Here is a 26,696-nt window from a genome sequence, read left to right on the forward strand (position 1 = left end):
TCAAATTTCGTCATAAACACGGCAAAAACCCAACAAAAATTGCGAGTTGAATGCATTTCCCGGTGTGACATTCCACCAATATGACAAATGACGCGCTAAACATACAACAAGGGCAGGCCTCAGCCTGCCCTTGCCGGTCTCGCTCCCGCCTGAATCGGCTTATGGAGTTCAGAGCCCTATTTCTCTTTGCCGCCAGTCAGACAAAGCGATTCAGGCCTGCGCCGGCGGCCCGCCAACTCCGTGGCGAATCCAACCGGCCCGCTCTCCTCTTCAGTGATGGAATCGGTACTGATATTCGACGATACGCTTGCCCCGATATTCACATGCCGGGCGATGTACCGGGGCCGCCGCGCCCGAAGCCGGGATCACGCACATGGCTTGCGCCACAGCTGGCGTCGGCACTGCGCGAATAGATGCAAGCTGGTTTTTCGGGGGGACGAATAAAAAATCTTCAAGGCGACAAGCGCAAACCGCGCGCCCTGAGCTGCTGTCTGCGGCCGTACGGCCTTCCGGCCTCACAACCGCCACTGTTCCCGCCCGACGCCGCCGGTGCGACCGATGTTGATCGTACACTCCTTGCGGCGATGAAAACGGTGCGGGACATGGCGAGACTTATTTGCCGACCTGATGACGGCCAATCAGAAACAACTTCTATCGACACACAAAGCAATCAGGCGCCGTTATACAGACCTTGCTGAGTGACGCCATTGCGCGATTGCGCCAGCTCGGACTGCACCTGGGCGCGAGTCTTGGTCGATGCCACTTGCGGCAGCTTCGGATAGTCGGCGTCGCTGACATTGGCCAGGCCCTGAGCTTGTGCTTGCTTCAGTTCGGCGACGACATCGGCGCGGGTCTTGGTGGAGACGAAAGGACGTTGCTTCGGATAGTCGTAGTCGCCGGTGCTGAGCATGCCTTCAGCACGTGCCTGCTTCAGTTCGGCAATCACCTGAGCGCGTGTTTTGCCGGGCGCGGCGGATTGGGTGTAAGTTGGTGCGGAGTCGAAGGGTGCAGTCGCGTCGCCTTCGGCCATCACGGAACCACTGGTAGCGGCGAGGAGCAGGGCAATCATCAAAGTTTGGTTTTTCATTTTGTGCTTTCTCATATTAGCTAGGGTTATCAGCGGGCCGCGCATTGCACGCGGCAGGCCGGAGATGGCAACCGGCGGCTTGCTTGGGCCGGTCTTTACACATCACGGAACGAACTTTAATCCTTGCCAAATACTTTAAAAATACCTCAAAAAGAAATTGATTATTTCTTATAACGAAATAGTCTGATACACACCAGGCGGCAGGCGCGCAAATTGAATGTGGCGGCAAGCGATTTCCCGGATCATGAGAAAGACTCAAACCGAGTTTGCAAACTTGCTGCGCGAAGCCAGGCCCGGATCAGCGTATTCGCCGCAAACCGGCGTGCATGGCGGCTTATCAGACGTTCTGGTTATATGCATAGGCGAAAATTTGTTTTCCCTATATAACCTGAACGACTTAAAATAGCGTCTTCTTATAAAAAATATCGATGGCAGTGGAGACTGGTGATTTCTTCCCGCCTGCGGCGCTCAGCGTCTGCAGCGTGGTTCAGAAACATTGAGCCCCGCTGCCATTTCTTCATTCATCATGATCGAAATCCAAGCTGTAACCCAGCGCTTCGACAGCGCCAGCGGCAGTGTAGAAGCTGTCCGCAATGTCAATCTGTCGATCCGCAAAGGCGAAGTCTTCGGCATCATCGGCCGCAGCGGCGCCGGCAAAAGCACGTTGGTGCGCACCATCAATCTGCTGAACCGCCCTACTTCCGGCCGCATCGTGCTGGACAACCAGGACCTGACCACGCTGTCGGCCGACAAGTTGCGCGAAGCGCGACGCGGCATCGGCATGATTTTCCAGCACTTCAATCTGCTGTCCTCGCGCACTGTGTATGACAACATCGCGCTGCCGCTGGAGCTGGCCGGCCTGTCCAAGGCCGATATCGCCAAGAAGGTTGAGCCGCTGCTGGAACTGGTCGGTCTGACCGCGCTGAAGGACCGCTATCCGGCGCAAATTTCAGGCGGCCAGAAACAACGCGTCGGCATCGCCCGCGCGCTGGCTAACGAGCCCAAAGTGCTGCTGTCGGATGAAGCCACCTCGGCGCTGGATCCTGAAACCACGCGTTCGATTCTGGAACTGCTGCGCAAGATCAACAAGGAACTGGGTCTGACCATCGTACTGATCACGCACCAGATGGAAGTGATCAAGGTCATCTGCGACCGCGTAGCGGTGATGGAACGCGGCGAAGTAATCGAACAGGGCGAAGTGCTGGACGTATTCCGCCAGCCGCAACATGAAGTGACGCGCGCCCTGATCGGCGATGTGATCGCCCATGAATTGCCCAAGGGCGTGGTCGAGCGTTTGCGCGCGCGGCTGGCCAAGGCGGAAGCCGAGGCCGATCCGAATGCCGGCACCGACCATCTGTTCCGCTTCGCCTTCACCGGCTCGGGCGTGGATCAGCCGCATCTGTCGGAAGCGGTGCGCCGCTACAACCTGGACTTCAACATCCTGCACGGCCAGATCGACGAGATCCAGGGCCAGGCTTTCGGTTCGCTGGCGATTCTGGCCAACGGCACCACTGAAAACATTACCAACGCAATGAATTATCTGCGCGCACAAGGCGTCGTGGTGGAGGAGCTGAACCATGTCATCTGAACTGATCGATCTGTTTATCAGCTCCTTCGGCGAAACCCTGATGATGGTCGCCATCTCAGGGCTGCTCGGCGCCGTGCTGGGCATCCCGCTGGGCATCGCCCTGCATCTGACCGACCGCAACGGCATCCTGCCGAACGCCCTGTTCAACCGCGTGGCCGGCCTGCTGGTCAACGCCGTGCGTTCGACGCCCTTCATCATTCTGCTGGTGGCGGTGATCCCGTTTACACGCTTCTTCGTCGGCACTTCAATCGGTACTGCGGCAGCGATCGTGCCGCTGACGATTGCCTCGGCGCCGTTCATTGCGCGGCTGGTGGAATCGGCCCTGCGTGAAGTCGATCGCGGTCTGGTCGAGGCGGCGCAAGCCATGGGTGCCACCACCTGGCAAATCATTTACAAGGTCTTGGTGCCGGAAGCATTTGCTGGTATTGTCGCCGGTCTCACGATCACCTTCGTCAGCCTGGTCGGCTATTCGGCCATGGCCGGCGCGATCGGCGGCGGCGGTCTGGGCGACCTCGGCATCCGCTACGGCTATCAGCGCTTCCTGCCGGAAGTGATGCTGGCGGTGGTGCTGATCCTGATCGTGTTCGTGCAACTGGTGCAGTCGCTGGGCGATGTCCTGGTGCGGCGCCTCAGCCATCGCTGAAACGAGATCCGGCGTCCCTGACGCCAACGGCCGCCAGCCACCGGCATCGCGAATTAATGAATGACGGCAGCCCGGCGGCAACAACAAGCCAAGCAACACAAGCAACAAACCAAAAACGCAGCCACAAGCTGCCATTGATAAGAGGAAGATAAATCATGAATCGTCGTCAGTTAATCCAGTTTTTCGCAGGCCTGGGCGTTGCCGCCAGCCTGATCTCCGCGCCGGTGCTGGCGCAGGACAAGCCAATCAAGATCGGCGTGACCGCCGGCCCGCACGCCGAAATCATGGAACAAGTGAAGAAGCTGCTGGAAAAAGATGGCGTGAAACTGCAGATCGTCGAATTCACCGACTACATCCAGCCTAACGTCGCGCTGTCCTCCGGCGATCTGGATGCCAACAGCTACCAGCACCAGCCTTACCTGGACGCACAGATCAAGGACCGCGGCTACAAGCTGGTCAGCGTCGGCACCACCATCACGTTCCCGATGGGCGTGTATTCGAAGAAGATCAAGTCGCTGAAGGACGTCAAGGAAGGCGGCCGCATCGGCGTGCCTAACGATCCGACCAACGGCGGCCGCGCGCTGCTGGTGCTGCAGGCACAAGGTCTGATCAAGCTGAAGGCCGATGCCGGTCTGAAGGCTACGCCGCTGGACGTGATCGACAACCCAAAGAAGATCAAGATCGTCGAACTGGACGCAGCGCAACTGCCGCGTTCGCTGGATGACTTCGAAGCTGCTGTGATCAACGGCAACTTCGCTGAATCGGCCGGCCTGTCGCCGACCAAGGATGCGATCGCCGTCGAAGCATCGACCGGCCCTTACGCCAACGTTCTGGCGGTGCGTATCGCCGACAAGGACAAGCCATGGGTGGCCAAGCTGGTCAAGGCTTACCATAGCCCGGAAGTGAAGAAGTTCGTGATCGAAAAGTACAAGAACTCGGTGATTACTTCCTGGTAAGCCTGAGTTGATGATGGCGCTGCCGATGGCGGCGCCGGCATTGAAAAAGCCCGCATCGTTTGCTCGATGCGGGCTTTTTTTATGGGGAGTGATCGGGAATGAAGCGTCGTCGCCAAGACTCAGTCGCGCCGCTCGCGCGGATCGCCCTGATTGCGCCAGTCGTCCTCGTCATAACCGCTGTCGTCGTCTTCGTCCTCTTCCTTCAGCGCATCCGGATTATCGGTTTCCTGATACGTCGCCAGCAGCTCGATGCGCGACTGCGGGGTTTCCAGCGAGATGCGTCCCAGCGCACCGGTACGGTAATCCTGCAAAAAGATGTGCGAGGCTTTTTCGAAATCGTAGTCGCCGCCCTTGAGACGGAAACCGCGCTTGGCGGCCACGCCCTCTATCACCGACACGCCGTCCATGCCTTCGGTCTTGAAGCCGTAGCGCGCTTCCAGCAGCGATGCATAGTTGCGCTGCAGCAGCAGGTCGGCCAGAAAGGTGGCGACTTCATCTTCGATCAGCGCATTCACGCCGACCGCGTGGCTGGCGGCCAGCATCAGGCCATCGCTTGGGTGTTCGATCTTGGGCCACAGCATGCCCGGCGTATCGGTCAGCACCATGTTGTTGCCGAGATACAGGCGCTGCTGCGATTTGGTCACGGCCGGCTCATCGCCGACGGCGGCCACGCGTTTTTTCAGTAGCGCATTCATCAGCGTCGATTTGCCGACGTTGGGAATGCCCATGATCATCATGCGCAGCGGCTTGAGCACGGTGCCGCGATGCGGCGCCAGTTCCAGCGCAAACTTGGGCACCCGCACCACGTCGCTGGGCTTCTTGCAGCTCAGGGCCACCGCTTTCACGCCTTTCTGGCTGTTGTAATGCGCCAGCCAGGCCTGGGTTGCGGCCGGATCGGCCAGATCGCTCTTGTTCAGAATCTTGAGGCAAGGCCGCTGGCGATGCTTGCGCAACTGCTCGATCATCGGGTTGCAGCTGGCCTGCGGCAAGCGCGCATCGACTACCTCGATCACGAGGTCGACCTTTTCCATGGCTTCCGCCGCCTTCTTGCGCGCGGCGTTCATATGCCCCGGGAACCACTGTATGGACATGCTCATTCTTCGTTTTTGACGGATAAGGCCCGTATTTTACGGCCTCCGGGCTGCGCTCCGCCAAAAATCGCTACGTTGACGACGCTATTGTGGCGCCTGCGCTTGCCACCCGCCTTTCCATGCAAAAAGGCCGGCGCAGCGGCCGGCCCCTGATTTGCATCGCCAGAATCCTGATCAGGCAGTCTTCAGCGCCAGCGCCTTTTGCGCCGCCACGTAGCGCCACACCAGCCACAAGGCCAGCGCATAGACCAGCGCCATGCTGCCGAAAGCCAGCGGATTGCGCACGCCCCAGCTATCGAAACTGTGCAGAATCGCACCCATCACCGCCACCCCGACCAGCGCACCGATCTGACGATTGGCATTGAGCGCAGCGGCGGCGCTGTTGGAATGCGTACGCCCGGCGACCTGCATCACCACCACCGTCATGGCCGGAATCGCCGTGCTGATGCCCAGATTCGCGGCCGCGCTGATCAGCGCCAGCAGCCAGTAAGGCGTGTGTGGCGTCAGGCTGGTCTGCAGCAGTGCAAACGTGGCCGCCACCGACAAGCCCAGCAGCAAAGGCACGCGTGGACCCCAATGCGCGCTCATGCGGCCCGAGGTGAGATTGCCGATGAAGATCACCGCCATCATCGGCAGCAATTGCACGCCGGTCTGCAAGGCATCGGTACCGCGCCCCTGCTGCAGAAACAGCGCCAGATAGAACAACTGGCCGTAGACACCGAAATTGATCAGAAAACCGATGCCGTTGGCGGCTGCGAACTGCGGCGTGGCAAACAAGGCGCGCGGCAGCAGCGGCGCGGTGCCGCGCTTTTCGCGCCAGACCAGAGAACCCATGGCGACCAGCGCCAGCGCAAACGCCGAGAGGATGCGGGCGGAACCCCAGCCATAGGCCGGCCCCTGAATCAGCGCAAAGCTCAGCGCCGCCAGCATCACCACGCCCAGCAAATGACTGAACAGGGTCAGCGCGCGGGCATGGCGCGCCACCTGCGGGATCAGCGAACGCGCCATGAACAGGCCGATCAGGCCTACCGGCACGTTGATCAGGAACACGCTGCGCCAGCCGAACCAGTGAATCAGCACGCCGCCGACCAGCGGCCCGACCGCCGCAGCCACGCCGACCGTGGCCGACCACACGCCCAGCATATGAGCGCGCACCTTGTCGTCCTGATAAACGTGCGTCAGCAGGCTGAGCGAACTGGGCATGAACAAGGCCGCGCCCAGCCCTTGCAGCAGGCGCGCCGCCACCAGCGTGACGCCGTTGGGCGCCATGCCGCACAGCGCCGAGGCGATCACGAACAACAGCAGCCCCAGCAGATAGATGCGTTTGGCGCCGTAGCGGTCGGCCAGCGCGCCGCCCACCAGCAGCATCGCGGCGAAGGTCAGCGTGTAGCCGTCGACGACCCACACCAGCATGGTCAGCGGCGCCGCCAGACTGTGTTCGATGGAGGAGAGGCCGACATTGACCACCGTGACGTCCAGCATCGCCATGACGAAACCGATGGCCAGCGCCACCAGCGGCAGCATGCCGGCGCCGCTTGGCGCGGCCTGTGCGGCCTGTGCGGACACGGCGCTGGCCGCCGACTGCGCGGCTGGATGAGCTGCCGCTGAAGCTGCGGCCGGAGAAGATGCGGAGCCGGCGTTGATGCGAGGGCATTGCGCGGACATGATGGACTTTCTTTCAGAGGTGAAGCGCCATGCGGGATGAATGGCCATGTCCGCCATTTTAGGCAGCTTGTGCGACGCAATAAATACGCAAAGGCTCAGCACCATGATGCAAATATGCATCCATATTATTGATGGCGAAGCATTATTGCGCCAAACGGTCAGCCTATAATTGCGCTGTGAACGGCATGTGGAGGGAAAACATGCGCATTTCACGTCCGCATCATTTCCCGGATGGAATTATCCGAGAGATGTGTTTTTGCATCACCGACAGCACCGACAACCGGAAAACCAGGATGGATTGGGACAACGCACGCATTTTTCTGGCGATACATCGCGTGGGCACCCTGCGCGGCGCCGCCGAACAGTTGCAGATCGATCAGGCCACCGCCGGACGGCGTTTGGCGGCCATGGAAAAGTCGCTGGGCGCAAGGCTGTTTCTGCGCACTCCGGCCGGTTATGTCGCCACGCCCGCCGGCGAACTGGCGGCCGCGGCGGCCGAGCGCATGGAACAAGGCGCGGAGCAGTTGATGCGGCAGATGCAGGGCATCGATGAACGCCTGTGCGGCGTGGTGCGGGTGGCCGCCACCGACACCATGGCCAAGCACTTCCTGATGCCTGCGATACGCAAGCTGCATGCGGCTCATCCCAATATCCGCGTGGTGCTCAGCACCTCGACCCAGATCACCAACCTGACCCGGCGCGAAGCCGATCTGGCGGTGCGCAGCCTGCGCCCGAGCAGCCCTGATCTGATCGCGCGCCATCTGCGGCGGCTGGCGACCGGCTTGTACGCCTCGGCCGAATATCTGGAGCAGCACGGCGTCCCGCAAGCCGGCAATGCCTTCAGCGGCCATGATGTGGCGATCTATCAGCGCGCGATCTCGCCGCGCCAGAGCGAAGCGATCTGCGGCGAATCGATCGCCAATGCGCGGGTGACCATGGAAGTGAGTTCGGGCCTGATGCTGGAAGAAGCGCTAGCCGCCGGGCTCGGCATCGGCGCGCTGCCGGTGCATATCGGCAATGCCTCGCCGGGACTGGTGCGCGTGTGGCCGGAGCGCTCCGAGCCTTACGATATCTGGCTGGTGCTGCACAGCGACCTGAATCGATCGGCGCGGGTGCGCGCAGTGGCGGATGCCATCATTGCCTCGTATGAAGAAGCGCCGCAAGTCTGAGCATAAAACTCGGCGGGCCGCTCAATCGAGATCGGCCAGCACCTTGAGATGCGCCACCACACTGCGACCCAGCGCCGACAGGTTGTAGCCGCCTTCCAGGCAACTGACGATGCGCCCTTGCGCATACTGATCGGCGATCTGCATCAGTTGCTTGGTCATCCAGGCATAGTCGGCCTCGACCAGCCCCATCTGCCCCATGTCGTCTTCCCGATGCGCGTCGAAGCCGGCCGAGATGAAGAGCATTTGCGGCTGATGCGCGTGCAGCGCCGGCAGCCATTTGTCGCGCACGATATCGCGCACCACATCGCCGGCGCTGTAGGCCGGCACCGGCACATTCAGGATGTGCTCTTCGGCCGGCTCGGCGCCGCTGAAGGGATAGAAGGGATGCTGAAAGAAACTCGCCATCAATACCCGTTTGTCGTGCGCAAAGGCGAGTTCGGTGCCGTTGCCGTGGTGCACGTCGAAATCGATGATGGCCACGCGTTCGAGGCCATGCACGTCCATCGCATGGCGCGCCGCAATCGCCACATTGTTGAACAGGCAAAAGCCCATGGCCTTGGATGGCGTGGCGTGATGGCCGGGCGGCCGCACGGAGCAAAAGGCGTTGTCCAGCTCGCCGGCCATGACCGCATCGGTCGCCGCCACCGCCGCACCGGCGGCACGCAGGGCGGCTTGCCAGCTATGCGCGTTGAGCAGGGTGTCGCCGTCTATCGAGTAATAGCCGGCATTGGCGTCATCCGGGCTGGGGACGGCACCCGAGGCCTGCAATCTCGCCGAATGTTCGCGCACGAAGGCAATCGCTTCGGGCGTATGGATGCGCGCCAGCTCGGCCAGTTCGGCCAGCGGCGCCTCGCGTCGTTCGATGAACTGATCGATGCGGCTCAGGATCAGTTGATCCTCGATCGCTTGCAGGCGCGCGGGCGTCTCGGGATGCCAGTTGCCCATCTCGTGGCGCTGGCAGTCGGCGTGGGTATAAAAGGCGGTCGTCATTGTTGTCGTTATTGCCATCATGCAACCCGACTGGGCTTGCCGCCGCTATACATTTCAGGCGACCGTCAATCCGCTGATCGGGTGGCGTTGTCTCGGTTTTCGTCTTGATGCACCTGCATCGCGGCGCCTGGATTGCACTTCGTCTGCGTTCAGCGGATTGTCAGTTCTATCCCTTACCGCTCACCTGCGGAATACGCGGGCGCCTGCGCGCTAGTGTACATCCAAGCCGCACCGCAAAGCATGCGCCGATTGCGGCGCAGCAGAATGCCCACCATCCGATACGGTATACTCGGCGGCTGGTTGTACGTCTGCCGTATCTGATTCGCGCCGCATTGCTGCATGGTCACTGCTGCACCGCCTGAAATCTTCAAAGCCTCTCATGCCGATCAAAATTTCCCATCGTCTTTCCAAGTTGCCCGCCACCCTGTTGATGACTGCAAGCTGCCTCGCCGCTCTGGCAGGATCAAGCGCATACGCTCAGGGCAGCGACACCGATACGCCGAAGAAGAGCGCCAGGCCGGCGCCGTCCAAAAAAGCCGGCAAGCAGAAGCAGGATGCCAAGAGCGCCGGCAAGAAAAGCAGCAGCACCAAGAAAAAAGCCGTGAGCCCGCAGGAAGGCGAATACGTCAACTTCAACGAATGGAAAGACGTCAGCAAGTTCGTCGATGAAATGGTGGCGCGCAACGGCTTCAACAAGGAAGAGCTGAACGCGCTGTTCGCCAAGACCCGTTATCTGGACAGCGCGATCCAGCTCATGAAGCCGGCGCCGAGCAACAAGCCCAAGAACTGGGCCGCCTATCGCGCGCGCTTCATCGAGCCCTACCGCATCAATGCCGGCGTCGCCTTCTGGAATGACTACGGCGTGGCGCTGGCGCGCGCCGAGGCGCAATACGGCGTGCCGATGGAAATCATCGTCGGCATCATCGGCGTGGAAACCGTGTATGGCCGCAACACCGGCAATTTCCGTGTGATGGATGCGATCACCACGCTGGCCTTCGACTATCCGAACACGCCGACGCGCGACGCGCGCATGGCCTTCTTCCGCGGCGAACTGGAAAACACCTTGCTGTTCGCACGTGAATCCAATATCGATCCGATGAGCCTGCTGGGCTCCTATGCCGGCGCCATCGGCTGGGCGCAATTCATGCCGGGCAGCCTGCGTCAGTACGCAGTGGATTTCGACGGCGACGGCAAGATCGATCTGCGCAATTCACCGGTGGACGCCATCGGCAGCGTGGCGCATTACCTCTCGGTGCATGGCTGGCAGCGCGGTCAGCCTATCGTGTTCCCGGCCGCCATCAGCAACGGCGAAGGCAAGTTCGATGCCCTGCTGAATCAGGGGCTGGAAGCCAAGTTCACGCAAGACGATCTGCAAGCCGCCGGCATCGCCTCGCGCAGTGAGATCCCGGCCGGTCTGCGGCTCGGTCTGGTCGATCTGCAAAACGGCACGGCGCCCACCGAATACTGGCTGGCGACCAATAACTTCTACGCGATTACGCAATACAATCGCAGCTACTTCTACGCCATGTCGGTGGTTGAACTGGGCCGCGCCGTCAGCGCCGCCCGCAATCGCTGAAGCTGAACACCTGACCATCCAGCAACAGGCCGGGCGCCGCGCGACATCAGCAGCGGCGCCGGTCCATCGCATACGAGACCGGCAATGGCGATCCGCTGGATGTTCCCGATTACTCATACGCTCTGCACTGCACCTAAAACCACAATGAAACGCATCGCTCCCCTCGCCTTTTCGCTGACGCTGGCCGGCGCCGCCCATGCTGCCGGCGCCGACGCCACCAGCACCGATACCGACAATCTGCCCACGGTCAATGTCAGCGCCAGCGGCAACAGCAAGAACGAGGCGCGTGCTCGTTCAGCCTCAGTCGCCGGTTTCGACGACACGCCGCTGCTCGATACGCCGGCCTCGGTCTCGGTCGTGACGCAGCAGCAGATGCAGAATCAGCAGGCGCGCCTGTTGAGCGATGTGATCAAGAACGACGCTTCGGTGGCAGAGAATTACGCCCCGGCCGGCTATTACGAAAACTTCAGCGTGCGCGGCTTCGCCCTCGATCTGGCCAGCGGCTACAAGCTGGACGGCCTGACCATCGCCGGCGAACAGAACGTCGCGCTGGAAAACAAGGAGCGCGTCGAATTCCTCAAGGGCGTGGCCGGTCTGCAAAGCGGCGTGGTGAATGCCGGCGGTCTGGTGAATTACGTCAGCAAGCGGCCGGCCGATGTGCGCTCGGTCACGCTTGGCACCGACTCTTACGGCTCGCGCTATGTCGCGACCGATCTGGGCGTGCTGTTCGGCGAGCAAAAGCAATTCGGCCTGCGCGTGAATGCCGCGCATGAAGATATCCATTCTTACGTCAGCCACGCCGACGGCTATCGCGATTTCGCATCGGTCGCCGCCAGCTGGGCGCTGACGTCCAAGGCGCTGCTGCAGATCAATGCCGAGTACCAGCAGAAATCGCAGAAGTCGGTGGCCGGCTATCAACTGCTGGGCGGCAGCGTGCTGCCCTCAAATGTGTCGCCGACCACCATGCTGACGCCGCAATCCTGGACGCAGCCGGTGCGCGACGATTCGCTCAACGTCAACGCCCGGCTCGACGTCGAATTCAATGCCGACTGGCGCGGCTATCTGCTGGCCGGACGCAGCCGCGCAGTGATCGACGATTATCTGGCCTTCCCGTATGGCAGCGGCGGCGGCGCTTCGCCGGTGTTCGGCGCCAATGGCGACTTCGACGTCTACGACTATCGCAGCCCCAATGACGAACGCCGCAACGATGAAGCGCAGGCGGTGGTGCTGGGCAAGTTCAGCACCGGTTTCATTCGCCATGACATCACGGCCGGCGTCAGCATGCTGCGCCGGGTGGTGGACAAATCGGACGGCATTTCCAGTCTGGTCGGCAGCGACAATATCTACAACCCGACGCCGCTGGCATTTGCCGCCAGCAGCGACGTGCCGGCGCCCGCCTATCGCAATCTGGACAGTCGTCAGAAGGCGCTGTTCTTCACCGACCGCCTGCACTTCTCCGAGCAATGGCAAGTGCTGGCCGGCGGCCGCCAGGTGTGGCTGAACGAGCAGGCCTTCAATGCGGATGGCAGCGTGAAGCGCGACACCAGCCGCACTCTGTTCCTGCCGCAACTGGCGCTGATCTTCAAGCCACAGCAAAACATCTCCATCTACGGCAGCTATGCGGAAACACTGTCGCTCGGCACCGCGGCGCCGTTCTGGGTCAGCAATTATCCGGTCACATTGCCGCCCTCGGTCGCCCGCCAGATCGAAGCCGGCATCAAGCTCGACGTGAGCAAAGACCTCAGTTTCAGCGCCGCGCTGTTCCGCACCCGCAAAGCGTTTGAATACGCACAGCCTGATTCCAGCGCTTTCGGCTTCAGCTACGTGCAACAGGGCACGCAAACCAATACCGGCATCGAGCTGGGCGCCAACGGCAATGTCACACGCCAGTTGCAACTGGCGGCCAGCGTCGCGATCACGCAGGCGCGCGCCAGCGATACCGGCACCCCGGCTTACGACGACAAACAGGTGGTCAATGTGCCGCGCCTGCGCAGCGCGCTGTATGCCGATTACACGGTGGCGCAACTGCCCGGCCTGAATGTGCAGGGCAGCTGGCTGTACAGCGGACGCAAGTCGGCCAATCGCAGCGGCAGCGCCGAAGTGCCTGCCTTCCACGTCTTCAACGCCGGTGTGCGCTATCGCACCGCGCTGGGCGGCCACACTGCAACCCTGCGTCTGAACATCGACAATGTATTCAACAAGTTTTACTGGAAAGACAGCGGCGAATCGCTGGGCGACAGCTATGTCCATCTGGGCGCACCGCGCACCGCGCGCCTGTCGCTGCAATACGAATTCTGAGCGAAACGAGGGACCAAGGACGATATGGAAGCGGCTTCCCATCACCTGACGCGGGTCATCAGTCACGGCATGAATGCCGAGACCGTGATCTCCGACTGGCCGGCGCTGACCTCGGCCGAAGTGGCGCGCATATTGCAGCACTATCCGCAGGCCGGCAAACCGCAGCGACTGGTGTGGCATAGCCCGCGACCCTTCTCCGCCGCGTGCGTGATGCATACCGATGCCGGCGAGATTTTCATCAAGCGCCATCATCTGAAGGTGCGCGACGTCGACGCGCTGGCGGAAGAACACCGCTTCGTTGCGCATCTGCATGCCAACGGCCTGCCGGTCAGCACGGCGCTGCCGACCGTCGACGGCGCCACCGCCTTCACCGACGAACACTGGACTTACGAAGTCCACTGGCTGGCGCCGGGGGTGGATCTGTATCGCGATGCGATGTCATGGACGCCGTTTTCGAGCAAGGTGCACGCCTACTCGGCCGGCCGCATGCTGGCGCAATTGCATCAGGCGGCGGCCGGTTACGATGCGCCTGCGCGCAAGGCCGGCGCGCTGATTTCCAGCTTCACGATTTTCTCGGCGGCCGATCCGATGCCGCAGTTGCAGGCTTATATTGAGCGCCGTCCGGCGGTAGCGGACTATCTGGCGCATCGCTCATGGCGCGATGAAGTGGCTCAGCATCTGTTGCCGTTTCATGCCCGGCTCAAGCCTTATCTGAATGCGCTGACGCCGCTGTGGACGCACAACGACTGGCACGCATCAAATCTGCTGTGGACCAATCGCAGCCCGCATGCGCAGGTGCAGACCGTGCTCGACTTCGGCCTGTCCGACCGCACCTGTGCACTGCACGATCTGGCGACCGCGATTGAACGCAATATTGTGGAATGGCTGGCGATTCCGCATCGCCCGGATCAACTGATTCACCTCGATCTGCTCGATGCGCTGCTGGATGGCTACGCCTCGCTGCTGCCGCTGAGCCAAACGCAGATGCTGACGCTGGCGGCGCTGCTGCCGCTGGTGCATGCCGAGTTTGCGCTGGCCGAGCTGGATTATTTCCACGGCATCACGCATGCGCCGCACAATGCGGCGCTGGCTTACGACACCTATTTTCTAGGGCACGCGGCCTGGTTCAACAGCGCCGAAGGCAAACGCCTGCTGCGCCATCTGCAAGGGCGCGCCGCACAGCTCTGAGCGAATCAGGCCAGGCCGCGCCGGCGCGATTTCAGGCGAAATCCTTGATCGTCTGCGGCTCGATCAGCACCATGTTTTCATTGCTGCCGAGCCAGATCTGCGCATCCTGAATCGTGCATTGCAATTGCATGTTGCGCTGAGCCAGCTTGCTCAGCGCTTCGCTGGCTTCGGCCGGAATATTCACCACCTTGAGATTCTTGGCGCGCTCGACGCGGCTGCCGGTCTGGCCCCACCAGATATGGCTGACGCTGCTGTAGCTGTAGACGATCACGCGATTGGCGCGACCGCAGGCTTTCAGGATCGCCTTGTCGTCAGGCTGCCCGACTTCTATCCACAGATCGATGGCGCCGGTCAGATCCTTTTCCCACACATCGGGCTCATCGGTATCCGACAAGCCTTTGCCGAAAGCCAATGCTTCGCTGGCGTTGATGGCGAAGGCCAGCACGCGGATCATCATGCGCTCGTCGGTTTCCGAGGGATGGCGCGCGATGGTCAGCGGGTGGTTCTGATAATAGTGGCGATCCATATCCGAAATCTGGAGGTCTGCCTTGAAGATGGTTGCTTTGAGCGCCATGAGAGTGTTCTTTTGTATTTCCGAAGGTTGGCAAGCATAGCCGATTTGCGCCCGCTGCGAGGGCATGAATCACGCCGGCGCCGGCCTGGTCGGCTCGCCCTGCCCAAATCCGATGCCATGTTGCAGCTGAAGCACGCATGCACCGCGATGGCCTGGGCTGCAGGATGGTCGAATCAGTCATCTTTGACAGCGCTGCGCACGAGGCACGCATGCGAAAATACGGCATGTCCGAGCTCAATACCGCCCCCCTTACTCCGCCCTCAGATGACGAGGTCATTAGCCGCACGCAGGCCTGGCTGGAACAGGCCGTGATCGGCCTCAACCTCTGCCCCTTCGCAAAATCGGTGCATGTGAAAAAACAGATCCGTTATGTTGTGAGTCGCGCCGCCGGCTGGAACACGCTTTCGGAAGATCTGCATGACGAGTTGTTATTGCTTGATAAGACTGATCCTGACGTCATCGACACCACGCTGCTGATCCACCCACTCGCATTACAGGACTTTCACGAGTACAACGATTTCCTGGTACAGGCCGATCGTGTGCTGGAGCAAAACAATCTTGAGGGCATCATCCAGATCGCCAGTTTTCATCCGTACTATCAGTTTGCCGACGCGCAAGCCGATGACATAGAGAACTACAGCAACCGATCACCATTTCCCATGCTGCATCTGTTGCGAGAGAGCAGCATCGATCGGGCCGTTGCGGCCTTCCCCGAGGCCAGCGCCATTTTCGAGAAAAACATGGATACGTTAAGGAATCTGGGCCTATCTGGCTGGAACTCGCTGCCATTTTCCGTATCAAAAAAACAACGGTGACAAATATCGAAAAATTCCTGTTAATATCTGTTACAAATTCGAAGTGAGTTTCTGCAACTATTGTGTAATAGTCCTTTCTGAACTAATGAACTATGTGCAACTATTTCTATGCAAACATAGTAAAAGTTGTATGTTCTCAGCACCGCGATCAGAGAGTTAGTTTGAAGTCTTTTACCTGGTAATTAAAGGAACACAAGGTCGTTTTTTTGCAGAAGGACTACAGGCCCGTTTTGCTTCAAATAGATTTAGTCGCGTTTTGCAGTTTTACCAACAAATAATGCTTAGGCAATAAAGCCTTTAACAAACATCTGCATAATGGAACGTCCGATCATGACTACACCAACTGGAACAACATTAGATAAACTCTCGTCCGATCAGGTCAATTACGACCCGAATCACCTGCTGGATGCGTTGATCGAGAAGCTGCACCTGAAGAACGATGCCGCCCTGTCGCGCGCGCTGGAAGTGGCGCCGCCGGTCATCAGCAAGATCCGTCACCGTCGTCTGCCGGTTGGCGCTTCGCTGCTGATCCGCATGCATGAGGTGAGCGAGTTGTCGATTCGTGATCTGCGCGAACTGATGGGTGACCGCCGCGAGAAATTCCGTATCAGCGACAAGCAATTCAAGCCTAAGGCGCCTGGTTCGCCTGAGAGCGAAGCATCAACAACGTCCGACACGATTTCGGAATAAAAAACGGAGCCTCAGGCTCCGTTTTTGCATCCGGACTCGCTTAAGCTCGTCGTGTTTGCTCCGCAATATTGGCTAGTCATTTGCAGTACCAGCCTGTCATAAGGGCAGTAGCGTCTCAATGAAAAACGGCAACCATCTGGTTGCCGTTTCTGTTTTCAGCCTGTTTTTAAGGCTGCCATTGTCGATACCCGCTCAACATTGTCGACCAAGTCAGCTCAGGCCGGAAACACGCCTGTCGACAGATAACGGTCGCCGCGATCGCAGACGATGAAGACGATGGTGGCGTTTTCCACCTGCTGGGAGATGCGCAGCGCCACCTCGCAGGCGCCTGCGGCAGAGATGCCGCAGAACATGCCTTCGGTCATCGCCAGCTTGCGCGCCATGTTTTCGGCATCGGCCTGACTCACGTACTCCAGCGAATCGACACGCGGCTTTTCATAGATCTTGGGCAGATAAGCTTCCGGCCACTTGCGGATACCGGGAATCGACGAGCCTTCCGAAGGCTGGGCGCCGATGATCTGCACCTGTTCGTTCTTTTCCTTCAGATAGCGCGACACGCCCATGATGGTGCCGGTGGTGCCCATGGCGCTGACGAAGTGGGTGATTTTGCCCTTGGTGTCGGCCCAGATTTCCGGACCGGTGGTTTCGTAGTGCGCCAGTGGATTGTCCGCATTGGCGAACTGGTCGAGAATCAGGCCCTGGCCTTCTTTTTGCATCTGCTCAGCCAGATCACGGGCGTATTCCATGCCGCCGCTCTTGGGCGTCAGCACAATCCTGGCGCCGTAGGCGGCCATGCTCTGGCGGCGCTCTTCGCTCAGATTCTCCGGCATCAACAAGACCATTTTGTAACCGCGCATTGCCGCCACCATCGCCAGTGCGATGCCGGTGTTGCCGCTGGTGGCTTCGATCAGGGTGTCGCCGGGCTTGATCTGGCCGCGCTCTTCGGCGCGACGGATCATGGACAGCGCGGCACGATCCTTGACTGAACCGGCCGGATTATTGCCTTCAAGTTTGCCGAGGATGATGTTGTTGCGGCGCGCGGCGTCTTCGCCGCCTATGCGCGTGAGCTGGACCAGCGGCGTTCTGCCGATGGTGTCTTCAATAGTCAGGTAGGACATGGGGGATAGGCTCTCTGTGCGCATTCTGTGCAGAAGGCTCATTTTAATATGACTGCTTATTATGTGCAGACGCGCCATCTCAACAAGATAATTATATGGATATAGCAAATTCGCCTAAACGAGCTTGCTGCTGAGACAAGAAATCCTGCATGTAGCAACTGCCGCCGTCTTTCGCGGTCTCGATGACATACACTGAAGCACGGCCTCCGGCGCCCACGACCGGACTGATTGCATGACACGCATCATGGACGAGCCGAGCACCAGCCAAGGAGACCAGCATGACCAGCGAGACTGAGCGCGGCACGATACGCAATTCTTCCGACCTCGACGCCATCCCGAATCAGGTGCCCGATCTGCAGAACTACAACCTGTTCGACACAGATCTTGCGCTGACCGAAGGCCTCAGACGTGAAGGCGCCGGCTGGCATGCCACTGCGCTGAATTGTCAGGGCGCCGAACTGGGCAGCGCCGAGGTCTTGCAACTGGGCGCGCTCAGCAATCGCCATCTGCCGGAACTGCACAGCCATGATCGCGTCGGTCACCGCATCGACCTGGTCGAATTCCATCCCGCCTGGCATGCCCTGCTTGAACTGCTGCGACGAGCGGGATTGCACGCACTGCCGTGGATGCAGCCGGGGGACGGCGCCCATGTTGCGCGCGCCGCCGGCTATTTTCTGCACGCGCAGGTCGAGGCCGGCTCGCTGTGCCCGACCACCATGACCTTCGCCGCCATCCCGCTGCTGCAAACTGAGCCGGCGCTGTTCGATCCATTGCGCAGCAAGCTGTTTTCGCGTGAACACGATCCGCGCGATTTGCCCATAGCGCAGAAACGCTCGGTCCTGATCGGCATGGGCATGACCGAAAAACAGGGCGGCTCGGATGTCCGCAGCAACAGCTCGCAAGCGCAGCCGCTGGGCGCAGCGGAAGGTCGCGGCGCGGACTACGCCTTGCACGGCCACAAATGGTTTTTCTCGGCGCCGATGAGCGACGCCCATCTGGTGCTGGCGCGCACGGTCAACGGCCTGTCCTGCTTCTTCATGCCGCGCTGGCGGCCCGACGGCAGCAAGAATGCTATCCACATCCAGCGCCTCAAGGACAAGCTCGGCAATCGCTCCAACTCCAGCAGCGAAGTCGAATTCCACGATGCCTATGGCGTGATGGTCGGCGAGGAAGGACGCGGCATTCCCACCATCATCGAAATGGCCAATCACACCCGGCTCGACTGCGTGATCGGCAGCGCCGGCCTGATGCGGCAGGCGCTGGTGCAGGCCATCCATCATGCGCGCCACCGCAGCGCCTTCGGCCGCCTGCTCGCCGAGCAGCCGCTGATGCGCAACGTGCTGGCCGATCTGGCGCTGGAAAGCGAAGCCGCCACCCAACTCATGCTGAGACTGGCGCATGCCTTCGATGCGCCGCAAGATCCGCTGCAGCGCGCCTGGCGCCGCATCGTCACACCCGCCGCCAAGTTCTGGATCTGCAAGCGCGCGCTGGAATTCAGCGGCGAATGCATGGAAGTCTGGGGCGGCAACGGCTATGTCGAAAACGCACCGATGGCACGCATGTATCGCGAAGCGCCGGTCAACTCGATCTGGGAAGGCTCGGGCAATGTGATGTGTCTGGACGTGCTGCGCGCCATCGAGCGCGAGGCCGAAGGTTTCATTCTGCTGCTGGAACAACTGGAGCAAGCTGCCGCCGGCCATGTGCTGTTGCAGCGCCGCGTGACCGAACTCAAGCAGATACTGTCAAGCGCGCCCGAGCAGCGTGAAATGCTGGCGCGGCGGCTGGTGCAGCAACTGGTGCTGAGCCTGCAAGGCATGCTGATGCTGAAGCACGCGCCGGGCTTTGCCGCCGACGCCTTCCTCGCCAGCCGCGCCGATCATGACGGCGGACGCGTCTACGGCACGCTCGGCCTGACGGCGCAAGGCGACGCCACACAAGCCCAGATCAGGATTCTGGAGCGCGCCTGGCCGCTGCCGTGATTCCATTGCTCAGGGTTCCCCGGCACAGACCAGCGGACTTGAGCTGACCTTGCTTCAGCGCTACTTCAGCCGCGGGCCGAAAAACTCCAGCGCGCGGCGCAACTCCGGCGCATCTTTCGCATAGTCGTTCACGGTCACGCCGGAGCGCGCCGCATCCCAGGCCTGACGCAAGCTGACGACGCCGGCCGCTGCGCCGTCCGGGTGCGCGAGGATGCCGCCGCCGGACAGAAAAATCACATCGCTGCTATGGATCGCATCGAAGGTCGGCCGCACGGTCCCGGCCCACTGGGCGTTGGAAAATACCGGCATCACTGCGTCGCCGTCAGCCATCGGCGACAGGCAGGCACGCGCCGACGCCACTACCTCGTCATTGAATTCGGAGAATTTCCCGTTGAGCCCATGCACATGCAGGTGATCCACACCGGCCAGACGCCACATCGTCTGATAGGCCGCAAAGGACATCCCCAGCAAAGGCTCGCGCGACATCATGCCAAAGCCGTTGCGATGGCCGTGCAAGGCAAGCGGCGTGCTGCGGCGCAGGCTTTGCACCGCCGAAAATCCGCACCAGTTCAGCCCGACCATCACGCAACTGCCGCCTTCGCGTTCGACCAGTTCAGCGTGGCGCCGCATGGCGTCGAGATCATCGGTGATGTTGAAGGCAATCATCACGCGCCTGCCGCTTCTGTCCTGATAAGCACGCACGCGCCGCATCACGGCCTGCACGCGCTCCTTCAGCGGCGCATGCGCGGGATTGGCGCACACCTCGTCATCCTTGATGAAGTCCACCCCGGCCTCGCACAGACGGCCGACCAGTTCGGCGGTCTCTTCCGCCGACAAACCGACGTTGGGCTTGATGATGGTGCCCAGCAAGGGCGCATCGGCCACGCCGGTCAAGGTGCGGGTGCCGGCGATACCCTGGCGCGGCAGATCGAACTGCCGTCGATAGGCGGCCGGCAGCTTCACATCCAGCAGACGCAGGCCGGTCACTTCGCCCAGGTCGAACAGATTGCCGGCCACGGTCGCCGCCAGCGTCGGCAGATTGGGGCCGACATTGGCGACCGGGAAGGAAATGCGGATACGCGCGCGCCGGTACGGTCCGCCGATGTGCTGCCGCTGCTGCCAGGCATTGGGCAGGCTGGGTTCGGCCACGCTCTCGATTTCGTCAACCGACAAGACCTCGGCGCGTGCGCGTTGGCGCAGCTGATCGGTTTCGCCTGCCACCCGCACGAAGGTGCCGCAGGACTGTTCGCCGGCCATCACCTCGGCCACATGGGCCGGTTCCAGCGGCGTCTCGATCAGATAGTCGGCGCTGAAGCGCTGCTCATCCGCCTGCAATGATGCGACAGCCGGCATCACAGCTTGCTCAGGTCGGGGAAGGCGCGCACCGGATCGCTGCCGTCCCAGCCCTCGGATGCTTCGCGGATGAGGCGAAATACCGTGCCCTTGGGACCGGCCACTTCCGACAATTCGATCACCGTACCGGGATGGTATTCGGTCTCGAAATACACGAAACGCCCGCGCGCGCCGACCTCGCCGCTCATGCCGACCTTCCAGCCCTGGTCCTGCAACAGTTGCAGGTCGCGGTCGAAATCTTCGGTCCAGTAAGCCACGTGCTGCAGGCCGCTCTTGCTGCGCGCGATGAAATCGCGATACATCGAAGGCGTGTCGCTGCGCGCCTGAATCAGCTCGACCTGCACCCCACCGGCATTGGCCAGCGCCACCGAATTGTGGATCTCGTAGGGCGCGCCCTTGTAGCGGTAATTCTGCAGCGGCACCTTTTCCATGTAGTAGAACGGACCGACGCCCAGGACCTCAGTCCAGTACTTCATCGCCGCTTCGATATCCTCGACCACGTAGCCGAGTTGCTTGATCTCTCCGAGAAAACGACTCATCTCAATTCCTGTTCATTTTTCATATTCATGATTCGGCCTGCCTGCATCTGAATGGCGCGATCAGGCCAGCTTGCCCGTGTATTTCTCCAGCATGGCCCAGGCCTCATCACCGAATTTCTTGTGCCATTCCGTGTAGAAGCCGGAGCTGCGCAGCTTGGCGCGGAAGGCATCGTTGTCGGTCTCGTTGAACTGCAGGCCCTTGCCCTTCATCTCCGCCACCAGCGATTCATTGAGCGCCTTGACGTCGACCCGCTGCTTCACTCCCGCCTCGTTGATATTGCGGGCCACGATCTCTTGCAGATCCTTGGGCATGCGTTCGAAGGACTTCTTGTTGCCCATGAACCAGAAGCCGCTCCAGACATGATTGGTCATGGAACAGAATTTCTGCACCTCGTAGAACTTGACGGTGGAGATCACCGCCAGCGGATTTTCCTGCCCTTCGACGATCTTGGTCTGCAGCGAGGAATACACCTCGGCGAAGTTGATGCTGGTCGGCGAGGCATCAAAGGAACGGAACAGCGAAGTGGCCAGCGGGCTCGGCGGCACGCGCAGCTTCATGCCCTTGAAATCCTCAGGTCTGGCGATGGCGCGGGTGCTGGTGGTGACCTGGCGATAGCCGTTGTCCCAGCAGCGCTCGAACGCGAACAACGAGGTCTTGGCGGCGATCTCCTTGCGCACATAGGCGCCGAGATCGCCATCCATCGCCGCCCACACCTGCTGGTAATCCTTGAAGGCGAAACCGACGCCGCTGATCTGGCCGGCCGACACCAGCGTGCCCAGCACTTCCGGCGAGATGGTGAAAAAGTCGATGGCGCCGGAACGCACCTGCGACAGCATGTCGGTATCGGTGCCGAGCTGGCCGTTGGAATACACCTGCAGATCGACGCGGCCCTTGGATTCGGCGGCGATCTTTTGCGCCATTTCCTTGGCACGCACATTCATGGGGTGCGTCATCGGCAGGTTGTTGCCGTACTTCAGCGTGAATTCAGCGGCGTGCGCCTGGCTGCTGTAGACGCCCGACAATGCGGCTGCCGATGCAATCGACGCGGTCTTCAGAAAATCGCGGCGGCTGATGTGACTGATATTGCTCATGCTGGTCTCCTCGTTAGCCTCTGGCGGGCTGGTGTTGGCTGGGCGCGTGAACCCTTGGTCCGGCCTTGTTGTGCTGCTCTTTCTGGCTTGCCGTACTCAGCGCCCGGCCCGCGCTCTGCGTCGCTGCGGCCGGAAGCTCATGCACTTTTTGATGCTGCCATCTGATTCTTTTTGATTTAGACTGAGCGCCATCCCCGGCCTCATCCTGCTCCAATACCAGCCATAAAATCAGGGCACAGCGAAGAATATCGCTATGAATTTAAGACCGTCAAAGCTGTTTATTGATGTTTTTTGATGTGACTTGATCCAAGGTGCACCATCATGAAATCCCGCCGCGCCCCATCGGGCAGCAATGCCCGGAAAAAATCTCCCGCCAGGGCGGCGCTGCCCTCAGACCATGCTGCACAGGCGGCAGTCGCCGCAGTCGCGGCAGCTAGCCCGACCGCAAATGACAGCGCGCGCGCAAGAATTCCCGACATTGCTGCCGCAGCCGGCGTCTCCACCGCCACCGTCGATCGCGTGCTGAACCAGCGTCCCGGCGTACGCGCCGCCACCATGCAAAAGGTCATGAAAGCAGCTGCCGCGCTCGACTATCTGCCCGAAGCCGATCTGTACAAGGCGATGCAACCGCGCCCGATGCGCCTGGTGTTTTTGTTGCCGCCGCAGAGCAATCGCTTCATGCAGATGCTGGGCGATTACATCGGTTTCGCAGAAGAACAGCTGGCGCCGTTCAACGTCAAATGCCGCTGCCATCACATCGAGGGTTTCAATCCGCGCGTGCTGGCGCAACGCCTGCTGCATTACGGGCGGCAGGCTGACGGTGTGGCCTTCATGGCGCTGGAACATCCGCTGGTGCGCGAAGCCGTCAACACGCTGGCGGAAGAAGGCGTGCACCTGGTGACGCTGATCTCGGATCTGTCGAACTCGCGGAGCGCCGCCTATGTCGGCATGGACAATCGCGCCGCCGGCCGCACCGCCGGCTATCTGCTGGCGCGCTTTCTGGGTGGTGCCGCCCACGCCGGCGACGGCGGAGGTTCACCGACAAAGCAGGGCAAGATTGCAATGATCGCCGGCAGCCTCAGCTATCGCGGCCATGAAGAAAGGGAGATGGGATTTCAGCACGTGCTGCAGGAAATGCTGCCGCAGCTGCAACTGGTCGGCCTGCGCGAAGGCCACGACGACGCCGACACCAATTACAAGCAGGCGCGCACGCTGCTGGAGCAATACCCGGATCTGGTCGGCATGTACAACATCGGCGGCGCCTCCGACGGCGTCGGCCGCGCGCTCAAGGAAAGCGGACGCGCGCACAAGATGGTGTTCGTCGGCCACGGCCTCACGCCCGACACGCGCGGCCTGCTGATCGACGGCACCATGGACGCGGTGCTGACCCAGCAGCCGCAGAACATGATCATGAATTGCGTGCGCATCTTCAGCAATCTGCGCGAACGCAGAGATGCCCTGAGCGGCGTGGAAGCGGTGCGCATCAGCGTGATCCTGCGTGAAAACCTGCCATGAAAAAAGCGTAAGCAGACACTGAGCTGCTCACGCCTGCAGGTGCAAATCAAACACACAAACACTCATACGCTTAAAGCGGCAGATCGTTATGCCGCCGCAATTCGCGTATCACCCCGCTGTGATCGAGGTCGCCGTCGCCATGTTCGATCATGTCGCGGAACAGTTGATCGGTGCGGTTCAGCATCGGCAAGGCCAGTCCCACGCTCTGTGCAAAGCGCACCGCGGTGCCGGTGTCCTTGAGCTGATAGCGCGCCGGGCCGCCCGGTTCGAAATTGCCGGAGATCATGCGCAGGGCATGCTGGCGCAGGATGGTCGAATCGGCAAAGCCGCCCAGCAAGGCCTCGCGCACGCGCGCCGGATCGGCGCCGCCGCGTTCGGCCAGCAACAGGGCCTCGGCCACGCTGGCGATATTGCTGGCGACCATCATCTGATTCACCAGCTTGGCCAGTTGTCCGCTGCCGGCCGGGCCGACATGCGTGACCCGTCCCATTTTTTCCAGCAGCGGGCGCGCGCGCTCCACTGCCGCCGCCGCGCCGCCGGCCATGATCGCCAGCGTCGCTTCGCGCGCGCCTTTTTCGCCGCCGGAAACCGGCGCATCGACATAGGCGATATCGCGCAAGGCGGCCTGCTGCGCCTGATGGCGCGCCGTCTCGACCGGGATGGAACTCATCACGACCAAGAGCGCGCCCGGCTGCATGCGCGCAATCAGGCCGGCTTCGCCCAGCAGCAATTCGTCGCAACTGGGGCCTGAGCTCAGCATGCAGATCAGCACCTGCGCCTGCTCCACGGTCTGCGCAGCCTGCTCGCAGATGCGCGCGCCGGACGCTGCCAGACGCTGCGCCTTTTCCGGGGTGCGATTCCAGGCCTGCACGCGATGACCGGCCTGCGCCAGATGACGCGCCATCGGAAAACCCATGATGCCGGTGCCGATGAAACCGACCGTGATTCTTTCTTCAGCGATGACCTGCGCACTCATTGCCCTGCTCCCCGCACACCCGACACCCCAAAGCGCACCGGCAACTCACGCACGATCAGCGCCGGAAATCCTGCGCGAAAACGCGCCAGATGCGGCGTGGCCAGATGGGCGTCGAAGGCGGCGCGGTCGTCATAGACTTCGTAAAACAGGACATGCGAAGAATCCGGCATGCGCACCACGTCGAACTGGCGGCAAGCGGCTTCGTCACGCACCGAACACTCTGCATCGTCATGCGCGAGCGCGAGGAAGTCCGCCATGCAGGCAGGCCTGACCTCGAACTCGGCGATGACGACAAATGCCTCTGCATTTGCCATCGCCGCTCCTCAGCGTTGCAGCGCGCCGGCGCCGCGTGCCTGACGTTCCATTTCCTGACGCAGCGCCACGACGTCCATGTCGCGTCCCAGCTCCACGTCCTCGAAACGCACGATGGTGTCCTTCTTGACTGCGCGCTTGAGCTTGACGTTGTGCGCCAGACCGATAGGCAAGGCGCCCAGCGCCAGGCTGCGCGACGCCGGAATCGCGTTGGCCCACACTGCGTAGCCGCCCTCGCCGTCCAGCATGTCGCCGGCCTGCAGATCGCGCTTGGCAGTGGCCACGGCATCGCCGCGGAACTCCTTGGAACAGCCGGTCGCTTCGCCGCGCAACACCGCCGACAAGACACTCACGCTGGTTTCCAGACCGATCATGTGGAACGGACGCCACATCGAGCCGTACCAGCCCGACTTGTCGACCAGCAGACCGTATTGCTTGAAGCAGGCGCGCGCATATTCGGTCGGCGCCTTGAAGGTGACGAACACGCCGTAGCGGATATTGTTCATCACTTCACGGCCATCCGGCTCCTGGCTGGCGGCGATGTCGACCAGACCGCTACGCGACAGACGGCCGCCGTCAGCCGCGGGGCGGAATACGCTGGCCAGATCGTGCAGACCGGCCGGCGGAAACGCCAGACCGTCGTCCGGACAATCGAGGCCGGTGCCGTTGGCCACTGCCGCCATTTCAATCGCGGCCTTGGTGCCGTCGGTGAAGGAGTTGTACATCTTGGGATTGAAGTCGCCGGCGGCCACTTCTTCATCGGTCCAGCCGAAATAGCCCCACACGGTGTCCGGCGTCGAATAGCGATAGCGCGGCTCGAAGTTCATACCCTTGCCGGCCGAGACCAGCTCGAAGCCGCAGGAGCGCGCCCAGTCCACCAGCTCGCAGATGATGGCCGGCTGATCGCCGTAGGCCATGCTGTAGACCAGACCCTTGGCCTGCGCCTTGGATGCCAGCAGCGGGCCGCACATGGCGTCGGCTTCGACGTTGACCATCACCACATGCTTGCCGCCTTCGATCGCCGACAGCGCATGGCGCACGCCGGCAATCGGATGGCCGGTGGCTTCGATGATGCATTCGATCTCTTCGCAATCGGCCAGCGCGGCGGCGTTTTCCAGCACGCAGGTGGTGCCGTTCCTGACCGCTTCGCCCAGGCTCTTGGCCTGATATTTTTCTTTTGCCCAGCCCACTCGCGCCAGCGAGGCATGCGCCTTTTCCACATTCAGATCGGCCACGCCGACGATGTGCATGCCCTGGATATGCTGGGCCTGAGCCAGCACCATGGAGCCGAATTTGCCGGCGCCGATCAGACCGACACGCACGGGGCGGCCTTCAGCCACCCGCTGTTGCAGCAAGCTGTACAGATTCATTTTTGATCCTTCTCGTCAATGTCAGGGGACATCGCATTTGTCTCTCGCGTTTTAAGGCTTGATGCGATATCGGGAAGCGGGATTGCGGCGCCGCAGCCACATGGCGCGGCGG

General features: G+C 61.3%; 23 protein-coding genes. 11 read left to right on the top strand and 12 right to left on the bottom strand.

The window, feature by feature from the left end; translation table 11 throughout:
* Positions 1-670: 670 nt before the first annotated feature.
* Positions 671-1,087 carry a DUF4148 domain-containing protein gene (locus PQR62_RS19005; RefSeq protein WP_408159576.1) on the bottom strand — a complete coding sequence of 139 codons (417 nt, stop codon included), beginning with the start codon at positions 1,085-1,087 and terminating at the stop codon, positions 671-673.
* Positions 1,088-1,613: 526 nt separating this feature from the next.
* Here PQR62_RS19005 and PQR62_RS19010 point away from each other — a divergent pair.
* The 3 genes from PQR62_RS19010 (at position 1,614) to PQR62_RS19020 (ending at position 4,274) form a co-directional block, all read left to right on the top strand.
* On the top strand, positions 1,614-2,675 hold the full coding sequence (locus PQR62_RS19010) for a methionine ABC transporter ATP-binding protein (RefSeq protein WP_408159577.1): 1,062 nt from the start codon (positions 1,614-1,616) through the stop codon (positions 2,673-2,675).
* Positions 2,665-3,318, top strand: coding sequence for a methionine ABC transporter permease (locus PQR62_RS19015; RefSeq protein ID WP_408159578.1), 654 nt, complete (start codon positions 2,665-2,667; stop codon positions 3,316-3,318). Before PQR62_RS19010 ends, PQR62_RS19015 begins: the two co-directional genes overlap by 11 nt.
* Before the next feature lie 155 nt (positions 3,319-3,473).
* Complete coding sequence (locus PQR62_RS19020; protein ID WP_408159579.1) at positions 3,474-4,274, top strand: MetQ/NlpA family ABC transporter substrate-binding protein; 801 nt, start codon at positions 3,474-3,476, stop codon at positions 4,272-4,274.
* A gap of 119 nt (positions 4,275-4,393) precedes the next feature.
* Here the strand turns inward: PQR62_RS19020 and ylqF are convergent, their stop codons facing one another.
* The gene (gene ylqF / locus PQR62_RS19025; protein ID WP_408159580.1) at positions 4,394-5,365 is read right to left on the bottom strand and encodes a ribosome biogenesis GTPase YlqF; all 972 of its coding nucleotides are present in this window, start codon (positions 5,363-5,365) and stop codon (positions 4,394-4,396) included.
* Positions 5,366-5,539: 174 nt separating this feature from the next.
* Positions 5,540-6,889 carry an MFS transporter gene (locus PQR62_RS19030; RefSeq protein WP_408159705.1) on the bottom strand — a complete coding sequence of 450 codons (1,350 nt, stop codon included), beginning with the start codon at positions 6,887-6,889 and terminating at the stop codon, positions 5,540-5,542.
* A gap of 434 nt (positions 6,890-7,323) precedes the next feature.
* Between PQR62_RS19030 and PQR62_RS19035 the strand changes: the two genes are divergently transcribed.
* A complete protein-coding gene (locus PQR62_RS19035) occupies positions 7,324-8,199 on the top strand; it encodes a LysR family transcriptional regulator (RefSeq protein WP_408159581.1) in 876 nt (291 codons plus the stop codon).
* Between the two features lie 21 nt (positions 8,200-8,220).
* Here PQR62_RS19035 and PQR62_RS19040 read toward each other — a convergent pair whose 3' ends face one another.
* A complete protein-coding gene (locus PQR62_RS19040; protein ID WP_408159582.1) occupies positions 8,221-9,189 on the bottom strand; it encodes a histone deacetylase family protein in 969 nt (322 codons plus the stop codon).
* A 379-nt stretch (positions 9,190-9,568) separates the two neighbouring features.
* Here PQR62_RS19040 and mltB point away from each other — a divergent pair, with 379 nt between their 5' ends.
* The 3 genes from mltB (at position 9,569) to PQR62_RS19055 (ending at position 14,251) form a co-directional block, all read left to right on the top strand.
* The gene (gene mltB, locus PQR62_RS19045) at positions 9,569-10,765 is read left to right on the top strand and encodes a lytic murein transglycosylase B (protein ID WP_408159583.1); all 1,197 of its coding nucleotides are present in this window, start codon (positions 9,569-9,571) and stop codon (positions 10,763-10,765) included.
* A 144-nt stretch (positions 10,766-10,909) separates the two neighbouring features.
* Entirely contained in the window at positions 10,910-13,063 is a 2,154-nt protein-coding gene (locus PQR62_RS19050; protein WP_408159584.1) for a TonB-dependent siderophore receptor, read from the top strand.
* Between the two features lie 24 nt (positions 13,064-13,087).
* Positions 13,088-14,251, top strand: coding sequence for a phosphotransferase enzyme family protein (locus tag PQR62_RS19055; protein ID WP_408159585.1), 1,164 nt, complete (start codon positions 13,088-13,090; stop codon positions 14,249-14,251).
* A 31-nt stretch (positions 14,252-14,282) separates the two neighbouring features.
* On the opposite strand, the gene PQR62_RS19060 is transcribed toward PQR62_RS19055, so the two are convergent.
* Positions 14,283-14,825: a YaeQ family protein gene (locus PQR62_RS19060; protein ID WP_408159586.1), complete on the bottom strand. Its 543-nt coding sequence runs from the start codon at positions 14,823-14,825 to the stop codon at positions 14,283-14,285.
* 224 nt (positions 14,826-15,049) lie between these two features.
* On the opposite strand from PQR62_RS19060, the gene PQR62_RS19065 reads away from it, so the two are divergent.
* Positions 15,050-15,640, top strand: coding sequence for a DUF1415 domain-containing protein (locus PQR62_RS19065; RefSeq protein WP_408159706.1), 591 nt, complete (start codon positions 15,050-15,052; stop codon positions 15,638-15,640).
* Positions 15,641-15,970: 330 nt separating this feature from the next.
* Complete coding sequence (locus PQR62_RS19070) at positions 15,971-16,330, top strand: hypothetical protein (RefSeq protein ID WP_408159587.1); 360 nt, start codon at positions 15,971-15,973, stop codon at positions 16,328-16,330.
* Positions 16,331-16,545: 215 nt separating this feature from the next.
* On the opposite strand, the gene cysM is transcribed toward PQR62_RS19070, so the two are convergent.
* On the bottom strand, positions 16,546-17,448 hold the full coding sequence (gene cysM / locus PQR62_RS19075; protein ID WP_408159588.1) for a cysteine synthase CysM: 903 nt from the start codon (positions 17,446-17,448) through the stop codon (positions 16,546-16,548).
* A gap of 278 nt (positions 17,449-17,726) precedes the next feature.
* On the opposite strand from cysM, the gene PQR62_RS19080 reads away from it, so the two are divergent.
* Positions 17,727-19,427, top strand: coding sequence for an isovaleryl-CoA dehydrogenase (locus PQR62_RS19080; RefSeq protein ID WP_408159589.1), 1,701 nt, complete (start codon positions 17,727-17,729; stop codon positions 19,425-19,427).
* Between the two features lie 60 nt (positions 19,428-19,487).
* On the opposite strand, the gene PQR62_RS19085 is transcribed toward PQR62_RS19080, so the two are convergent.
* Genes PQR62_RS19085 through PQR62_RS19095 form a run of 3 tightly spaced genes read right to left on the bottom strand, consistent with a single transcriptional unit; the run spans position 19,488 to position 22,411 of the window.
* On the bottom strand, positions 19,488-20,780 hold the full coding sequence (locus PQR62_RS19085; protein ID WP_408159590.1) for a ribulose-bisphosphate carboxylase large subunit family protein: 1,293 nt from the start codon (positions 20,778-20,780) through the stop codon (positions 19,488-19,490).
* Positions 20,780-21,319: a VOC family protein gene (locus PQR62_RS19090; RefSeq protein WP_408159591.1), complete on the bottom strand. Its 540-nt coding sequence runs from the start codon at positions 21,317-21,319 to the stop codon at positions 20,780-20,782. Before PQR62_RS19090 ends, PQR62_RS19085 begins: the two co-directional genes overlap by 1 nt.
* A 60-nt stretch (positions 21,320-21,379) precedes the next feature.
* Complete coding sequence (locus tag PQR62_RS19095; RefSeq protein WP_408159592.1) at positions 21,380-22,411, bottom strand: TRAP transporter substrate-binding protein; 1,032 nt, start codon at positions 22,409-22,411, stop codon at positions 21,380-21,382.
* Between the two features lie 321 nt (positions 22,412-22,732).
* Here PQR62_RS19095 and PQR62_RS19100 point away from each other — a divergent pair, with 321 nt between their 5' ends.
* Positions 22,733-23,926 carry a LacI family DNA-binding transcriptional regulator gene (locus PQR62_RS19100; protein ID WP_408159593.1) on the top strand — a complete coding sequence of 398 codons (1,194 nt, stop codon included), beginning with the start codon at positions 22,733-22,735 and terminating at the stop codon, positions 23,924-23,926.
* Positions 23,927-23,996: 70 nt separating this feature from the next.
* On the opposite strand, the gene PQR62_RS19105 is transcribed toward PQR62_RS19100, so the two are convergent.
* The 3 genes from PQR62_RS19105 to PQR62_RS19115 are packed head-to-tail and all read right to left on the bottom strand — an operon-like array spanning position 23,997 to position 26,584.
* Positions 23,997-24,902 carry an NAD(P)-dependent oxidoreductase gene (locus tag PQR62_RS19105; protein ID WP_408159594.1) on the bottom strand — a complete coding sequence of 302 codons (906 nt, stop codon included), beginning with the start codon at positions 24,900-24,902 and terminating at the stop codon, positions 23,997-23,999.
* The gene (locus PQR62_RS19110; RefSeq protein WP_408159595.1) at positions 24,899-25,216 is read right to left on the bottom strand and encodes a putative quinol monooxygenase; all 318 of its coding nucleotides are present in this window, start codon (positions 25,214-25,216) and stop codon (positions 24,899-24,901) included. The genes PQR62_RS19105 and PQR62_RS19110 overlap by 4 nt, the downstream gene beginning before the upstream one ends.
* Positions 25,217-25,225: 9 nt before the next feature.
* Positions 25,226-26,584, bottom strand: a complete 1,359-nt coding sequence (locus PQR62_RS19115; RefSeq protein ID WP_408159596.1) for an NAD(P)H-dependent oxidoreductase — start codon at positions 26,582-26,584, stop codon at positions 25,226-25,228.
* Positions 26,585-26,696 lie beyond the last annotated feature (112 nt).

Origin of the sequence: Herbaspirillum lusitanum (assembly GCF_046025995.1) — a bacterium.
In the GTDB taxonomy this organism is placed as follows: domain Bacteria; phylum Pseudomonadota; class Gammaproteobacteria; order Burkholderiales; family Burkholderiaceae_D; genus Herbaspirillum; species Herbaspirillum lusitanum_A.

Bases quoted from the DNA above. Each gene is read 5' to 3' on its own strand.
- PQR62_RS19095 (WP_408159592.1), bottom strand. From the start codon at position 22,411: ATGAGCAATATCAGTCACATCAGCCGCCGCGATTTTCTGAAGACCGCG.
- PQR62_RS19030 (WP_408159705.1), bottom strand. From the start codon at position 6,889: ATGCTGCCGCTGGTGGCGCTGGCCATCGGTTTCGTCATGGCGATGCTG.
- PQR62_RS19010 (WP_408159577.1), top strand. From the start codon at position 1,614: ATGATCGAAATCCAAGCTGTAACCCAGCGCTTCGACAGCGCCAGCGGC.
- PQR62_RS19090 (WP_408159591.1), bottom strand. From the start codon at position 21,319: ATGAGTCGTTTTCTCGGAGAGATCAAGCAACTCGGCTACGTGGTCGAG.
- PQR62_RS19050 (WP_408159584.1), top strand. From the start codon at position 10,910: ATGAAACGCATCGCTCCCCTCGCCTTTTCGCTGACGCTGGCCGGCGCC.
- PQR62_RS19040 (WP_408159582.1), bottom strand. From the start codon at position 9,189: ATGACGACCGCCTTTTATACCCACGCCGACTGCCAGCGCCACGAGATG.
- PQR62_RS19110 (WP_408159595.1), bottom strand. From the start codon at position 25,216: ATGGCAAATGCAGAGGCATTTGTCGTCATCGCCGAGTTCGAGGTCAGG.
- PQR62_RS19035 (WP_408159581.1), top strand. From the start codon at position 7,324: ATGGATTGGGACAACGCACGCATTTTTCTGGCGATACATCGCGTGGGC.
- PQR62_RS19065 (WP_408159706.1), top strand. From the start codon at position 15,050: ATGTCCGAGCTCAATACCGCCCCCCTTACTCCGCCCTCAGATGACGAG.
- cysM (WP_408159588.1), bottom strand. From the start codon at position 17,448: ATGTCCTACCTGACTATTGAAGACACCATCGGCAGAACGCCGCTGGTC.
- PQR62_RS19005 (WP_408159576.1), bottom strand. From the start codon at position 1,087: ATGAAAAACCAAACTTTGATGATTGCCCTGCTCCTCGCCGCTACCAGT.
- PQR62_RS19115 (WP_408159596.1), bottom strand. From the start codon at position 26,584: ATGAATCTGTACAGCTTGCTGCAACAGCGGGTGGCTGAAGGCCGCCCC.
- PQR62_RS19100 (WP_408159593.1), top strand. From the start codon at position 22,733: ATGAAATCCCGCCGCGCCCCATCGGGCAGCAATGCCCGGAAAAAATCT.
- PQR62_RS19060 (WP_408159586.1), bottom strand. From the start codon at position 14,825: ATGGCGCTCAAAGCAACCATCTTCAAGGCAGACCTCCAGATTTCGGAT.
- PQR62_RS19085 (WP_408159590.1), bottom strand. From the start codon at position 20,780: ATGCCGGCTGTCGCATCATTGCAGGCGGATGAGCAGCGCTTCAGCGCC.
- ylqF (WP_408159580.1), bottom strand. From the start codon at position 5,365: ATGTCCATACAGTGGTTCCCGGGGCATATGAACGCCGCGCGCAAGAAG.
- PQR62_RS19080 (WP_408159589.1), top strand. From the start codon at position 17,727: ATGACCAGCGAGACTGAGCGCGGCACGATACGCAATTCTTCCGACCTC.
- PQR62_RS19105 (WP_408159594.1), bottom strand. From the start codon at position 24,902: ATGAGTGCGCAGGTCATCGCTGAAGAAAGAATCACGGTCGGTTTCATC.
- mltB (WP_408159583.1), top strand. From the start codon at position 9,569: ATGCCGATCAAAATTTCCCATCGTCTTTCCAAGTTGCCCGCCACCCTG.
- PQR62_RS19020 (WP_408159579.1), top strand. From the start codon at position 3,474: ATGAATCGTCGTCAGTTAATCCAGTTTTTCGCAGGCCTGGGCGTTGCC.
- PQR62_RS19015 (WP_408159578.1), top strand. From the start codon at position 2,665: ATGTCATCTGAACTGATCGATCTGTTTATCAGCTCCTTCGGCGAAACC.
- PQR62_RS19055 (WP_408159585.1), top strand. From the start codon at position 13,088: ATGGAAGCGGCTTCCCATCACCTGACGCGGGTCATCAGTCACGGCATG.
- PQR62_RS19070 (WP_408159587.1), top strand. From the start codon at position 15,971: ATGACTACACCAACTGGAACAACATTAGATAAACTCTCGTCCGATCAG.